Genomic DNA, 14,846 nt, shown 5'->3' with positions numbered 1-14,846 from the left:
TCAACGCGCTCTTGCAATGTCCCTCCGGTTTGTGGAACCTACGCCTAAGAAAAAAGCGAAAACTCGGGGAGGATCCATATGAGCAGGGCGATCGCCGTGTTTCATGGCTGCTTCGGTCGCGCCACGATTTATCAACTGAATCGGCCCTTCAACGTCCACGCGCATCGCGAAGGACATCTAATTTTCCATCTGGGCGGCTCGGACGGAAGCATAACCGTCGGCGATAAATTCTGCCCGTTGAACGCATCTTCCTTCGTCGCCGTCTGCCCCTGGGAGCCCCACAATTTCGTCCCCAGCGACCTGGACCAGGGCGCGCTTTTCCTGGTTCTTTACGTCAACCCGGAATGGTTCACGCCGGGGGCCCCGAGCGACGCCGCGCGCCTTCGCTTCGGCCGTCAACTGACCTCCCGGACCTCGACGATCGACCGCCAGATCCGGCACACGGCAGCGATGATCTACTCCGCGCATACGCTCAACGAACTCGATCGCGAGCTTCGCGGCTTGATCGATACCTGCTACGCCGAAAGCTGGCGACGTCCGGGCGAGGCGTCGGAACGTCGCGTCCTCGAAGGCGTCACGGATTTCCGCGTTCGCAAGTCGATCCGCCTCATTCAGGAAGGGCTCGGCGCGGATATCCATCTCGACGACGTTGCCCGTGAATCCGGACTTTCGCGCCCGCATTTCTACAAATTATTCCGCAGCCAAACCGGCGTCACGCCAAATCTCTATTTGAATACGCTGTTGATGGAGCGCGCCATCGACGTCCTGGTGAAGACGGAAAAGCCGGTCGCCGACATCGGCTTCGATCTCGGCTTTTCCTCGCAGAGTGCATTCACGCGCTTCTTCGCGTCCAATGTCGGCATGGCCCCTACCGATTATCGCGGTGCAGCGCAGTTGCTTTGAAGACGTGCCTGTTTCCTTCGAGCAGACGCCCATCTTCGCAAAAAGATACTCACGATCAAGCGTGCGGAATACGGGCAGGCTACACTGGACCCCTTAATCGCGCGACCAAGCCGCGAAAAGGTTCGGGAGGATGAGCGCCGTCATGGCCAAGGGCAGCATGAAAATTCGGCGCATTGGCTTCGCGCCGGCCCGTTTTGCGAGCGCCGTCGGATGAACCGCTTCGTCGAACGCCATCCGCTTTGGTCGATCCTGTTGTTGATCGTCATCGTGCTGGCGATCTGGCTGATCTTCGGGACATGGCCGCAGGGGCTGGAGGATGCGATCGGCAGGAAGAAGGTTTTCCTCAACGCGCTGCTCAACGGGATCACGCTGGGCGGGCTGTATTTTCTGGTCGCGAGCGGCTTCACGCTGATCTTCGGACTGATGCGCAACGTCAATCTCGCGCATGGGTCGATTTACCTGTTCGGCGGATATATCGGCTACAAGACCGAGGTTTGGACCGGTTCGTGGCTGCTTAGCTTCGTCGCGGCCTTCGTGGCGGCGGCGTTGCTCGGAATGATCCTGCAGGTTCTGGTGTTCCGCCGCATGGAGGGCCAGGATCTCCGGCAGACGCTGGTCACCATCGGCATTTCGATCGTGCTCGCGGATCTCATGCTCTGGGTGTTCGGCGGCGACTATTACCAGGTTCAGACCCCCGCTTGGCTGGTTGGTCCGGCGCCCCTGCCCTTCGTGGTGGCGGTCAAATCCTCGGGCGAAGCGGTCTACCTGCAATACCCGATCGTGCGTCTGGTCATTTTCGCGGCTTCCGTCGTGATCGGATTGGCGATGTGGCTGGTGCTCAACCGAACGCGTATCGGGATGATCGTGCGGGCGGGCGTGGACGACCGCGACATGCTCTCGGCGATGGGGGTGCGGATTCAACTGGTTTTCGTGCTGGTGTTCGCGTTTGGCGCAGGGCTGGCGGGAATGGCCGGCGTCGTCGGCGCAACCTTTCAATCGATTTCTCCGGGCGAGGACACAAGGTTTCTGCTGGCGTCGCTGGTCGTGGTGATCGTCGGCGGCATGGGCTCGATTCCGGGCGCCGCGCTTGGCGCCTTGATTATTGGTCTCGCCGAACAGCTCGGCTCGGTCTACGTTCCGACCTATTCGATCGTGCTCACTTTCCTCATCATGGTGGCCGTGCTGGCGGTCAGGCCCCAGGGCCTGCTGGTGAGGCGCTGAGCGATGGCCATCGTCGAAATCACACGCCCATCGGCGGCACCGGCTCCCATCGCCGCCGACCCGGCCGACTGGACCAAGCGCATCCATCCGGCCGCCGCGATCGTCGCCGTGATCCTGCTGGTGATGCCGCTGCTGGTGAACGGGTTCATCCTGTTTCAGATTTTTTCATGGTCGTTCATTCTGGGAATGATCGGCCTCAGCCTGATGTTTCTGGCCGGCTACGGCGGCATGGTCAGTCTCGCGCAGATGACAATCGCGGGTTTCTCCGGCTACATGGTGGCGATCTTCGGCGTCAGCGGCGTGGCCACCATCAGCCTCGGATGGCCGTGGTGGCTCGCCGCGCCGATGGCCATGGCGCTCGCCACGCTGTTCGGCACCATCACCGGCGCGCTCGCGGTCCGTACCGTGGGCATCTACACGATCATGATCACGCTTGCGATCGCGTCGGCATTTTTCTATTTCGTCAACCAGAATTACGCGATATTCAACGGCCACACCGGCATCAACAGCATCGCGACCCCGCAGTTCTGGGGCGTCGACTGGCGTTCGCCGATTCCGTTTTACTATGTGACGTTGGGATTTGCCGCGATCTGCTATTGGGCGGCGGGCTACCTCGCACGCGCGCCGTTCGGGCTTGCCCTGCAGGGCATACGCGACAATCCGCGCCGCATGGCCGCGCTCGGCTTCAACGTCAATGCGCATCGCGTTGCCGCCTATGTCTTCGCCTCCCTGGTGGCCGCGATCGCCGGCATCCTGCTGGTGTGGAGCAATGGGCAGATTTCCCCCGGCTCCGTCGGTGTCGACAACGCCATCGACATTCTGGTCATCGCCGTCGTCGGCGGCATTTCGCGGCCGATCGGGCCGTTCATCGGCGCATTGATTTTTGTGATCCTGCGCACCTTCGCGCTCGATTTCCTGGTCGCGATAGGGCTAGACGGCAACCGGTTTCGCCTGCTCGTGGGCATCGGCTTCCTCGTCATCGTGTTTTGGTCGCCGGATGGTGTGATTGGCCTGTGGATGCGCTGGCGCAACCGCGGCCTGTCCTCCCGAAATGCGGCACCGGGAGGCGGCGGCCATGGATAGCGTCGCCCAACGCCTGTCTGCCGTCGGCGCCGGCAACGCGCTGGAGCTGCGCGGGGTCACGCGCCTGTTCGGCGCGCTCGCCGCCCTGACCGACGTGACCATGACCGTGCGACCGGGCGAGCGGCGCGCGGTGCTGGGCTCCAATGGCGCCGGCAAGACGACGCTGTTCAACTGCGTCACCGGCGATTTCCTGCCGACCTCGGGCACGATCCGATTCTTCGGCGAGGACGTCACCGCGTTTCCGCCGCACGAGCGCATTCGGCGCGGCCTGCGGCGGACCTATCAGATTTCGGCGCTGTTTCCGGGCCTCTCGGTGGTCGACAACGTCTATCTCGCCTGCCGCGGCGTTTCGCGCGGACGCTTCTCGCTGGTTCGCCCTCGCCTCACGGACGCGCTGGTTCATTCCGCGGAAAACCTCGTTCAAGCCGTGCACCTGAGCGCGGTCAAGGATCAGCTCGTGTCCGAGCTGAGCTATGGCCAGCAGCGGCAGCTCGAGATCGCGCTCGCACTCGCCGGTGCGCCGCGCTTCATTCTGTTCGATGAACCCGCCGCGGGTCTGTCGCCGACCGAGCGGGCGGAACTGGTCGAAATCCTGTCGGCGCTTCCCGCGCATATCGGCTACATCATCATCGAGCACGACATGGACGTGGCGTTGCGCGTGGTGGAAAGCGTGACGATGATGCACAACGGCCGCATCTTCAAGGAAGGGGCGCCGCGCGAGATCGAGTCCGATCCCGAGGTGCAGGAGCTTTATCTGGGAGGCGGACATGGCTGAGCCGCGCCGTCCCGCCGCCGCGAACGCGATCTTGCAGATCAGCGGGCTCAACGTCTATTACGGTCACTCGCACGCGCTGCAGGGCGTCGACCTTGCGCTCGAGCGGGGCGTTCTTTCCGTGGTCGGCCGCAACGGCATGGGCAAGACCACGCTCTGCAAAACCATCATGGGCCTGGTGCGCGCCTCCAGCGGCTCGATCCGCATGAACGGCCAGGATCTGCTGAGCCTGCAACCGGCGCAAATCGCCCGTCTTGGCGTCGGCTATGTCCCGCAGGGGCGCCGGCTCTGGCGCTCGCTCACCGTCGATGAACATCTGCGCATCAGTCTCGGCGCGCGGCGCGGTGCCTGGAGCGTGGAGCGCATCTACGACACCTTCCCCCGCCTCGCCGAACGCAAGAACAATGGCGGCGGCCAGCTTTCGGGCGGCGAGCAGCAGATGCTCGCCATTTCGCGCGCGTTGCTGACCAATCCGCAACTGCTGATCATGGACGAACCCACCGAGGGCCTGGCGCCTGTGATCGTCAACCAAGTCGAGGAGATGCTGGTCAGGCTCGGCGACGACGGCGACATCGCGGTCCTTGTCATCGAGCAGAACATCGGCGTCGCGACCTCGGTGTCCGACAAGGTCGCGATCATGGTCAATGGGCGGATCAATCGCGTCATCGACTCGCAGCGATTGGCCGCCGATCGCGAATTGCAGCAGCGGCTGCTGGGCGTCGGCCGGCACTCGGAAGCCGAGCCGGAAGCCGACGACGAACAGGTGGGCGCGCCGCGCGCGAAGACGGTGAGCGCGCCGGCCCCGGTCGCAAGCCCGGGGCCGATTCGCATCTACATTTCCAATCCGATTCCGCCGACGCGATGGTCGCAACCGGTCCCCGCGGCCCGCATCGAGGCCGCCGCGCGAACCGTCTCGACCGGGTTCACCCGGATCGATGAAGCGGCGCGCCGGCGCGCCTCGACGACGTCCGTCCTTTCAGGCGGATCGCCGGCGGTGCTCGTCGTCGGCACGCTCGACACCAAAGGGACGGAGCTGCGTTTCATCCGCGATCTCGTCAAGTCGAGTGGTCTGCGGACGCGGCTGGTTGACGTTTCGACCAGCGGCAAACCCGCGACCACCGACGTGACCGCACAGGAAATCGCGCTCAACCATCCGCGCGGCGGCCCCGGCGTCTTCAACGGCGAACGCGGCGCCTCGGTCAGCGCGATGGCGGAGGCGTTCGAGGCCTGGATCAAGCGGCAGCCCGCCGTTGTCGGGATCATCAGCGCCGGCGGCTCGGGCGGCGCCTCGATCGTCGCGCCGGGCATGCGCGCACTGCCGATCGGCGTCCCCAAGGTCCTGATCTCCTCGATCGCGTCGGGCGATGTCGGCCGCTACGTCGGCCCGGCCGACATCACGATGATGTATTCGGTGACGGACGTGCAGGGCATCAACTCGATTTCGCGCCAAGTGCTTGGCAATGGCGCGCAAGCGCTGATCGGCATGGTGAAGTCGCGGCTTGCTGATGGCGCGGCAGAACCCGCCGCGACCGACCTGCCCGCTGTCGGCCTGACGATGTTCGGCGTCACCACCCGGTGCGTGCAGCAGATATCGGCGGAACTCGCAAAGCAGTGGGAGTGTCTGGTTTTCCACGCTACCGGCGTCGGCGGGCAATCGATGGAGAAGCTCGTCGATTCCGGAATGCTGGCGGGCGCGATCGACATCACGACCACGGAAGTGTGCGATCTCCTGGTGGGCGGCGTGTTCCCCGCGACCGAGGATCGTTTCGGCGCCTTCATCCGCACCCGCCTGCCCTATATCGGCTCGGTCGGGGCGCTGGACATGGTCAATTTCGGCGCCAGGGATACCGTGCCCGTCGCTTATGCCGGCCGCCGCCTGCAGGTCCATAATCCACAGGTGACGTTGATGCGCACCACGGCGGCGGAAAATGATGCCATCGGCCGCTGGATCGGCGAGCGCCTCAACCGCATGGACGGACCGGTGCGCTTCTTCCTGCCCGAAGGCGGCGTCTCCGCGCTCGATTCGCCGGGCCAGCCGTTCCACGATCCCGAGGCCGATGCCGCCTTGTTCCGCGCGCTCGAACAGACCGTGCGCCAGACCACCAACCGGCAGCTGATCCGCATCAAGCGCCACATCAACGATCCCGAATTCTCGTCCGCCGTCGTTGCCGCGTTTCGCGTGCTGCACGGTCGCACGGGCAACCGCAAACGCGCGGCGAGGTAGTCATGCCCCGATTCGAACGTTCAGCCCTGCTCGAAAGGTTCCGCACGATGGTCGCGCGCGGCGAGCCGATCGTGGGCGGCGGCGCAGGCACCGGCCTCTCGGCCAAATGCGAGGAAGACGGCGGAGCCGACCTGATCGTGATCTACAATTCCGGACGTTATCGCATGGCCGGCCGCGGTTCGCTCGCCGGTCTGCTGGCCTATGGCGACGCCAATGCCATCGTCGTCGACATGGCGCGGGAAGTCCTGCCGGTGGTGCGGCGAACGCCGGTTCTCGCGGGCGTCAACGGCACCGATCCCTTCCGGCAGATGGACGTCTTCCTCGACGAGATCAAGGCGCTGGGGTTTTCGGGCGTCCAGAACTTCCCGACGGTCGGCCTGATCGACGGCACGTTCCGCGCCAATCTCGAAGAAACCGGCATGTCCTACACGCTCGAGGTCGACATGATCGCCAGGGCGCACGCCAAGGATCTGCTGACCACGCCGTATGTTTTCAATGAAGCCGAGGCCGAAGCGATGGCGCGCGCCGGGGCCGACATCGTGGTCTGCCACATGGGCCTGACCACCGGCGGCGCGATCGGAGCGCAAACCGCGCTGAAACTCGCGGATTGCCCCGCTTTGATCGACGCCTGGGCCGGAGCGGCCCTGCGCGCCCGGCCGGATATTCTGGTGCTCGCGCATGGCGGGCCGATCTCGGAGCCCGCGGACGCGGACTTCATCATGAAACATACGAAGACCTGCCATGGATTCTATGGCGCGTCCTCGATGGAACGCCTGCCGGTCGAGCGCGCGCTGACCGATCAGGTCAAACGGTTCAAGGCCATCGGCCGAAACCAGGAAGTCTGAATTCGGGTCGCATCCAGGAGCGGCCTGTTGGGGAGGTAAGGAAGATGTCGGGTCTTTTGATTGGCACGCTGATCCTATGGCTGATCATCGCGATCATCGTCATCGTGGTGTTCGTCTATGTCGTGAACTGGCTGTACCACCGCTCGTCCAAGGAGGTCGCGTTCGTACGCACCGGCTTCCTCGGCCAGCGGGTCGTCATCGACGGCGGCGCCTTCGTGCTGCCGTTCATCCACGACTTTACCCCGGTCAACATGAATGTGCTGCCGATGGCGATCGTGCGCGAGAAGGGCGGCGCGCTGATCACGCGCGACCGCATGCGCATCGACATCGAGGCCGATTTCTATGTCCGCGTGCAGGCGACGCGCGAAGCCGTCTCGATTGCGGCGGCGACGCTGGGCCGGCGCACGCTCGAGCCCGAGCGCCTCCACGCCCTGCTTTCCGGCAAATTCGTCTCCTCGCTGCGTTCCGTCGCGTCGGAAATGACGATGGAGCAGATGCACGAGCAGCGCGGCGAATATGTCGCGCGGGTCAAGGCCGCCGCCGCCGAAGCGCTCGCGCAGAACGGGCTCGAACTGGAATCCGTCGCGATCACCGATCTCGACCAGACCGACCTCGAATTCTTCAATCCTTCCAACCGTTTCGACGCCGAGGGCCTGACCCGGCTGATGGAAGACATCGAGGCCAAGCGCAAGCTGCGCAACGACATCGAACAGGATTCGATGATCCGCATCCGCACCCGCAACCTCGAGGCCGAACGCCAGGCGCTCGACATCGAGCGCGACAGCGAAGCCGCGCGGCTCGAACAGCAGCGCGATATCGAGGTGCGGCGCGCCATGCAGCGCACCGAGGTTGCGCGCGAGCGCGCGCTGCGCGAGACCGAGGCCGAGCAGGCGCAAATTTCCGCCCGCGAGACCATCGAGAAGGCGCGCATTTCCAACGAACAGGCGATCAGCGAGGCCCGGATCGCGTCGGAACGGGAAATTCGGCAGAAGGAAATCGAGCGTACCCGCGCGGTCGAGGAAATCGAGATTTCCGCCCGCGAGGACATCGAGAAGGCGCGGATCGCCAATCAGCGATCGGTCGACACCGCCCGAATCGCCTCCGAGCGCGAGGTCCGCCAGAAGGAAATCGAGCGTACCCGCACGATTGAGGAAGCCGAGATTCAGGCGCGCGAATCCGTCGAAAAGGCGCGCATCCTGCAGGAGCGCGCGGTCAGCGAGTCGCGCATCGTCAACGAGGAAGAAACCCGGCGGCGCGAGATCGAGCGCACCCGCGTGGTCGAGGAAGCCGAGATCGCTGCCCGCGAGGCGACGGAAAAGCTGCGCATCGTGCAGATGACATCGATCAACGCCGAACGCATCGCGTCGGAAGAACGCACCCGTTCGCTGGAAATCGCCCGCACCCGGGCGATCGAGGAGGCCGAAATCGCCGCGCAGCAGGCAACCGAGGCGGCCAGGATCGCGCGGGAGCAGTTGCTCGCCGCCGAGCGCATTCAGGCCGAACAGGAAACCCGCACGCTCGAAATCGAACGCAACGAAACGCTCGACAAGGCCGAGGTTTCCTCGCGCCACGTCGTCGCCTCCGCGCGCATCGCCTCGGAAGAGAAAATCCGCGGCCTCGAGATCGCCCGCAATCAGAGCATCGAATCCGCGGAGATCAGGGCGCGGGAGGCCATCGAGGCCGCCAAGATCGCTCAGGAGAAGATGGTCGCCGCCGAGCGCATTCTGGCCGATCGCGATACCCGGGGTCTCGAGATCGCTCGCTCCGAAATGCTCGACGCAGCCGAACTCAAGCGCCGCGACGCGATCGAGCGCCAGCGCATCGGCGTCGAACTGGCGCTGGAGGCCGACCGCATCGCTTCCGCCAAGACGCGAGAGGTGCTGAACATCGACCAGAAGAAGGCGATCGAAATCGCCGACGAGGAACGGATCATCGCGCTGTCCTCGAAGAAGTCGGAACGCATCAGTGCCGACCGGCAGGTGCGCCAGGCCGAAATCCTCGCCAAGCAGCAGGTCGAGAAGAGCGACGTCGAGCGCGAGCAGGTCATGGAAGCCGCGCGGCTGGAGCGGCGGCGCGCGATCGAGCAACTGGAGATCGCCCGCGTCCAGGCGCTGCAGGAGGCCGAAATCGCCTCACGCGAGGAAGTCGAGCGCTCCCGCATCGCTTCCGATCGCGGCCTAGACGAAGCCCGCGTGTCGCGCGAGCGCGATCTGCGCAAGCTGGAAGTCGACCGTGAGAAGGTAGTCGAGACGGCGCTGATGGAAAAGGCGATCGCCCTCTACCAGAAGTCGCTCGAGCATTCGGCCGCGCAGGCCGAGGCGGAAAACGCCAAGGCGCACGCCTCCGAAGCCCAGGAAAAGGCCATCACCGTGCGCGACAGCGAGATCGCGCGGCGCCGCAAGACCATCGAGGTTCTCATCGCGGAGAAGGAAGCCGAGGAGACCCGCATCGCGGCGGAGGCCGAGCGCATCCGCGCCGCCGTGCAGGCCGAGGCGCAGAAACTCATCAACGAGGCCGAGAACGTGCTCACCGACGGCGCGCGCCAGTCGCTGTTCAAGCGCAAGCTGCTCGAGCACATCGAAGGCATCGTGCGGGAGAGCGTCAAGCCGATGGAGAAGATCGAAGGCATCCGCATCCTGCATGTCGACGGCCTCAACGGCTCCGGCTCGGGCGGCGGCGGCGGCGGCGGACGCAACGCGACCGACGAGGTGATCGATTCCGCGTTGCGTTATCGCGTGCAGGCGCCGCTGATCGACTCGGTCCTGTCCGAGATCGGCATCGAAGGCGGCAGCCTCTCGAAAATGCAGGGCCTCATACGTGAGGCCCGTGACCTGCAAGGTATCCGCAAGGAGGCTGCCCCGAAAAGAGAACCTGATGTTTTGCCGCCGTCCGGCGGTAATCCCGACGCTCCCGCCGCCGGCGGCGGTTCGTCACGCAAGAAATCTTGAGGAAGGGTCATGGCGCGAGTTTATGTTTCCAGCGTGATCAACGGCCGCTCCGACCGGGTCTGGGCGCGGGTGCGCGACTTCAACGGCCTGCCGAACTGGCATCCCGCGATCGGCGAAAGCCGCATCGAGGGCGGCGAGCCCGCCGACAAGATCGGCTGCGTCCGGGATTTTCGCCTGCGCAACGGCGACCGCATTCGCGAGAAGTTGCTCGGCCTCTCCGACTACGAGATGTTCTGCACCTATTCGATCCTGGAATCGCCGATGGGCGTGGAGAATTACGTCGCCACGCTGCGGCTGACGCCGGTAACCGACAGCGAGTGCACATTCGTCGAATGGACCGCCGAGTTCGATTGCGCGCCCGATCGCGAAACCGAACTCATCGCCACCATCGGCGGCGGCGTGTTCCAGGGCGGCTTCGACGCGCTCAAGCGCGCGTTCGGGGGCTGACAGATGCCGAAGATCGTCAAAAGCACGATCATCAACGCGCCGACCGATCGCGTCTGGAACGTACTGCGCGATTTCAACGGCCACGACCGCTGGCACCCGGCCGTCGCCACCAGCGCGATCGAACGCGGCCAGCCCTCCGACAAGATTGGCTGCGTCCGCCGCTTCAGGCTGGCGGACGGCGCCGAATTGCGCGAGCAGTTGCTGGCGCTGTCCGATCTCGAACAGAGCTTCAGCTATTGCCTGCTGGATACGCCGATCCCGCTCTTCAACTATGTCGCCCATGTCCGCCTGCTGCCGGTCACCGACGGCGACCGCACGTTCTGGCATTGGGAATGCCGTTTCACCACCCGCGCGGGCGAGGAACAACGGCTCATCGCGATGGTAGGCGAGGAAATCTATCAGGCGGGCTTCGATGCCGTCCGCAGACATGTGAGCGAGGCGGCATGAACAAGGAATTCTCATCATGCCTGTGAGCGTCAAGACATTCGCGACGATTCCCGAGGCCGCCGGCGCGTTGTCGTCCGAACGCGGCGCGCGATATATCGGCGGCGGCACACTGGTGATGCGCGCGCTCAACGAGGGCGACCTTTCGTTTTCGACCATCGTGCGGGTCCAGGACCGCAGCCTGGGCACTATTCGCGCAAGCGGAGGACGCGTCACCATCGGAGCGGGAGTGACGCTGGCGCAGATCCTGCGCGAGCGCGATCTCGCCTTCCTGCATCCGGTGGCGCGCTCGATCGGCGGCCCGGCGGTGCGCAACATGGGGACAGTCGGCGGCAATCTGTTCGCTCCCGCCCCGTTCGGCGATCTTGCCGTGGCGTTGCTCGCGCTTGATGCCACGGTTTCGGTACAGGGCGGCTACGGCGTGCGGGAAATGCCGATGGAGGAGTTTCTCGCGGGGCGCGACCGCGCCGCCGGTTCTGTGGTGACAAGCGTTTCCTGCGAACGGCCCGCCAGTGCCGAAGCGTTTCGCTACCGCAAGATTTCGCGCGTCAAACCGAAGGGCGCCTCGGTGATTTCGCTCGCCGTCCACGTGCCCAATGTGGGTGGACGGGTCTCCGGCGCGCGCATCGCCCTTGGCGCGATGGGACCCACCGCGATCCGCGCCAAATCGGCCGAACGCGCGCTGGAAGGCAAGACCCTGGACGAAGCCGGAGTCGCCGCTGCCGGCGCGCTCGCCGCGGAGGGAACGTCACCGGCCACCGACGCGATCGCCAGCACATGGTATCGGCGCGAAGTCGCCGGCGTGCATCTGCGCCGCCTGTTGCTGGGCCAGGAAGCCTGAAGGGGATCGGAGCCATGGCCAAAACCGCTTTACAATTCCGGCACAACGACCACGACGTTGCCGTGTTCGTCGAGGGCGGCGACAATCTGCTGGTCGCGCTGCGCGACGGCGTCGGCGATCACTCGCCCAAGTTCGGATGCGGCCAGGGCGGCTGCGGCACCTGCACCGTGCTGATCGACGGCGAGGCGCATCTGGCCTGCATAACGCTCGCCGAATCGGTCGCGGGCCGTTCGGTGCAAACCGCCGACGGCCTGAAGACTGGGCCGGCGCTGCATCCACTGCAGACGGCTTTCATGGAGCATTTCGCGGCGCAGTGCGGGTATTGCACGCCCGGCATGCTGATGGCGTCCAAGGCGCTGCTCGATCGAAACCCGCAGCCGTCGCGGCAGGATGTGGTCGAGGCGATCGGCGGCAACATCTGCCGGTGCACGGGCTATGAGCCCATCATCAACGCCATTCTGTCCGTCGCCACCGGCGGCGGCGGCACGCGCGCCTGAAGGGTCCCGCCATGTTCGAGCTTCGCAAGGATATTTTCGCCGACGAGCGCGACGACAATCTCAAGGAAATCGGCAAGGGCACGCAGCGCCAGGACATGCTCGGGCATGTCACCGCGACCTCGACCTATTTCAACGATCACAAATTGCAGGGCATGCTGCACCTCAAGGTGCTGCGCAGCCCGCACAGCCATGCCCGCCTCCGGCGCATCGACGTCGCGGCGGCCGAAAAGATGCCCGGCGTGCGCCGCGTCATTCGCGGTGCCGACGTGCCGCGCAATCTCAACACGCTGCTCAGCCTGATCAATTTCGGCATCGACGATGAGCCGACGCTGGCGGTCGACAAGGTGCGCTACAAGGGCGAGCCGATCGTCGCGGTCGTTGCCGACAGCCATCGCGAGGCGTTCGAGGCGCTGGCCGCGATCCGCGTCGATTACGAGCCGCTGCCATCGGTGTTTGACGTCGAGGAGACCCTCAAGCCCGGCGCGCCGGTGGTGAACGAGACCTATCCCAAGAACAGCTTCACCTTTCACGACAAGTACGACCACCAGAAGCTTCGCTTCGGCGATGTCGAGCGCGGGTTCGCCGAATCCGACCACGTTCTCGAACAGCGCTACCAGATGTCGCCGATCGAGCATGCGCCGACCGAGACCAACGGCTCGATCGCCGCTCCCGATACCAACGGCCGCTACGTCGTCTACACCTCGACGCAGGCGCTGTTCTTTTCGCTCGACACCTGCGCGAAGATCCTCGATGTGCCTTCCAACAAGCTGCATTTCATCGGCGGCACGGTCGGCGGCGGATTCGGCGGCAAAGTCGACACCATGACCGAGCCGCTGGCGATTCTCGGCGCGATGCTGACCGGTCGGCCGGTGCGCTACGTGTTCGGCCGAGAGGAAGAGATGCAATTCGGTTCGCCGCGCGGCGCCGAGCGGATCTACGTCAAGGACGGCGTGCGGCGCGACGGCCGGATCATGGCGCGGCAGGTGCGCAGCTATTTCGACAGCGGGGCCTATACCAGGCTTTCCAGCTACGCCGTCATCAAATGCGTCGCGCATATACCGGGCCCGTACACCATTCCCAACGTTCATGCGGAAGTATTTTGCGCCTACACCAACCGCACGCCGTCGACGGCGATGCGCGGCTTCGGCGTCACGGCGCTCGATTTCGCGCTGGAATGCCAGATGGACAAGCTCGCTCATCTCGTGGGCATGGATCCGATGGAGTTCCGGATCCTCAACGCCTATCGCGACGGCGACATGAAGGCGCACCGGCGCATCGCCAAGAACACGGCGCTGATCGAATGCGTCCAGGTCGCCGCCGAAAAGGCGAAGTGGAAGATCGGCGAGGAATTCAGGCGCGCCTCCTCGCGCAAGGACGGCGGCGGCGAGCGCGCGGAAATTCCGTTGACGCCGCGCGATGCGATCGCAGCCGCCCGGCCCGCGGCGCAGCAGCGCACCAGCTACGATCGCGCGGCCTTCGCGCCGCCCGAGCCCACTCCGCCTCCGCCGCCACCACCCGCGCCCTCCCCTGCCCCGGCGGCGAGTTCGCACGGCGCAACGCGATTTTCATCGGTTTTCGGAAGGAGACGCTGACATGGCCAAGCTTCGCGGCCGAGGCATGTCCTCGATGAATTATCCGATCGGCATGAATCTGGGCGGCGACCCCAGCCAGGCGCTGGTTCATTCCAATCCGAGCGGCAAGTTCACGGTGGCGCTGTCATCGATCGATCTCGGACAGGGCATGAAATCCGTGACCCGGCAGATTTGCGCGGAAACGCTCGGGGTGCCCGTCGAGGACGTCTATGTCGACACCGCCGATTCCGACACCGGCCCGCACTGCATGGGCAGCTTCGCCTCGCGCGGCACGCATCGCGTCGGCAATGCCGTGATTGCCGCGGCCCAGGAGGCGCGCGGCGTCATGATGGAGGCGGCGGCCGAAGAGCTGGAAGTCAACGTCGCCGACCTCGAGACCGATGGGCGCGGCAACATCCACGTCAAGGGCGCGCCGCATCGTTCGATCTCGACCAAGGACGTCGCCATCGCCGCGCAGTTCAAGCAGGGCCGCACCATATCCGGGCGCGGCATTTTCCTGGTTCCGCTGTCGGCCGTCGATCCGGAAACCGGCGAAATGTCGCCCGCGACCTGCTACGCGCACGCCTGTCTTGTTGCCGAAGTCGAGGTCGACGACGAAACCGGCGAAGTCGCGATGATCAAGATGGACAGCGCCTATGAACTGGGCCGCGCCCTCAACCCCCGAATGGTCGAGCAGCAGCTCGTCGGCGGCGCCTGGATGGGCATAAGCCACGCGCTCTACGAAACCCCGGAACCCTATTATCCCGACATCAGCCACGGACCGCGCGATTTCACCGAATACCTGATGCCGGGCCCGGGCGACATTTGCCCGCACCACATTGCTGTGCTGGAGCGACCGGCACCCGATGCGCCCTTCGGCGGCAAGGGGCCGGGCGAGATGTGCGCAAATCCGGTATTGCCCGCGGTGGCCAACGCGATCTTCAACGCGGTCGGCGTCCGCATCGACGATTTGCCGATCACGCCGGAAAAGGTACTGCGCGCGATCCGCGCCCAGGGCGGCGCCCGGCCGCAGGCGAGGCGCTAATCGGA

At 65.2% G+C, this 14,846-nt stretch carries 13 protein-coding genes; all 13 read left to right on the top strand.

Annotation, left to right across the window (positions count from 1 at the left end; genetic code table 11):
* The first annotated feature begins 78 nt into the window (after positions 1–78).
* The 13 genes from B5527_RS19830 to B5527_RS19770 all read left to right on the top strand — a co-directional run bounded on the left by B5527_RS19830 (position 79) and on the right by B5527_RS19770 (position 14,841).
* Positions 79–903, top strand: a complete 825-nt coding sequence (locus B5527_RS19830; protein WP_079603033.1) for an AraC family transcriptional regulator — start codon at positions 79–81, stop codon at positions 901–903.
* Between the two features lie 210 nt (positions 904–1,113).
* On the top strand, positions 1,114–2,124 hold the full coding sequence (locus B5527_RS19825) for a branched-chain amino acid ABC transporter permease (protein ID WP_079603032.1): 1,011 nt from the start codon (positions 1,114–1,116) through the stop codon (positions 2,122–2,124).
* Positions 2,125–2,127: 3 nt separating this feature from the next.
* Positions 2,128–3,207: a branched-chain amino acid ABC transporter permease gene (locus tag B5527_RS19820; protein ID WP_079603031.1), complete on the top strand. Its 1,080-nt coding sequence runs from the start codon at positions 2,128–2,130 to the stop codon at positions 3,205–3,207.
* Positions 3,200–3,982, top strand: coding sequence for an ABC transporter ATP-binding protein (locus B5527_RS19815; RefSeq protein WP_079603030.1), 783 nt, complete (start codon positions 3,200–3,202; stop codon positions 3,980–3,982). The genes B5527_RS19820 and B5527_RS19815 overlap by 8 nt, the downstream gene beginning before the upstream one ends.
* Entirely contained in the window at positions 3,975–6,203 is a 2,229-nt protein-coding gene (locus B5527_RS19810) for an ABC transporter permease (protein WP_079603029.1), read from the top strand. Before B5527_RS19815 ends, B5527_RS19810 begins: the two co-directional genes overlap by 8 nt.
* A gap of 2 nt (positions 6,204–6,205) precedes the next feature.
* On the top strand, positions 6,206–7,048 hold the full coding sequence (locus B5527_RS19805) for a phosphoenolpyruvate hydrolase family protein (protein ID WP_079603028.1): 843 nt from the start codon (positions 6,206–6,208) through the stop codon (positions 7,046–7,048).
* A 44-nt stretch (positions 7,049–7,092) separates the two neighbouring features.
* Complete coding sequence (locus tag B5527_RS19800) at positions 7,093–9,996, top strand: flotillin family protein (RefSeq protein ID WP_079603027.1); 2,904 nt, start codon at positions 7,093–7,095, stop codon at positions 9,994–9,996.
* 9 nt (positions 9,997–10,005) lie between these two features.
* Positions 10,006–10,443 carry an SRPBCC family protein gene (locus tag B5527_RS19795; protein ID WP_079603026.1) on the top strand — a complete coding sequence of 146 codons (438 nt, stop codon included), beginning with the start codon at positions 10,006–10,008 and terminating at the stop codon, positions 10,441–10,443.
* A gap of 3 nt (positions 10,444–10,446) precedes the next feature.
* Positions 10,447–10,890 (top strand): SRPBCC family protein, encoded by a 444-nt coding sequence (locus B5527_RS19790; RefSeq protein WP_079603025.1) that lies wholly within the window; start codon positions 10,447–10,449, stop codon positions 10,888–10,890.
* A gap of 16 nt (positions 10,891–10,906) precedes the next feature.
* On the top strand, positions 10,907–11,728 hold the full coding sequence (locus tag B5527_RS19785; protein WP_079603024.1) for an FAD binding domain-containing protein: 822 nt from the start codon (positions 10,907–10,909) through the stop codon (positions 11,726–11,728).
* Between the two features lie 14 nt (positions 11,729–11,742).
* Positions 11,743–12,225 (top strand): (2Fe-2S)-binding protein, encoded by a 483-nt coding sequence (locus B5527_RS19780; protein WP_079603023.1) that lies wholly within the window; start codon positions 11,743–11,745, stop codon positions 12,223–12,225.
* 11 nt (positions 12,226–12,236) lie between these two features.
* Positions 12,237–13,817 carry a xanthine dehydrogenase family protein molybdopterin-binding subunit gene (locus tag B5527_RS19775; RefSeq protein WP_079603022.1) on the top strand — a complete coding sequence of 527 codons (1,581 nt, stop codon included), beginning with the start codon at positions 12,237–12,239 and terminating at the stop codon, positions 13,815–13,817.
* A 1-nt stretch (position 13,818) separates the two neighbouring features.
* Entirely contained in the window at positions 13,819–14,841 is a 1,023-nt protein-coding gene (locus B5527_RS19770; RefSeq protein ID WP_079603021.1) for a xanthine dehydrogenase family protein molybdopterin-binding subunit, read from the top strand.
* The last annotated feature ends 5 nt before the right edge of the window (positions 14,842–14,846 follow it).

Origin of the sequence: Bradyrhizobium erythrophlei, assembly GCF_900129425.1 — a bacterium.
Lineage (GTDB): Bacteria > Pseudomonadota > Alphaproteobacteria > Rhizobiales > Xanthobacteraceae > Bradyrhizobium > Bradyrhizobium erythrophlei_C.
Note: the sequence above shows the minus strand (reverse complement) of the source record. Positions and strands in the feature narration are given on the sequence as shown.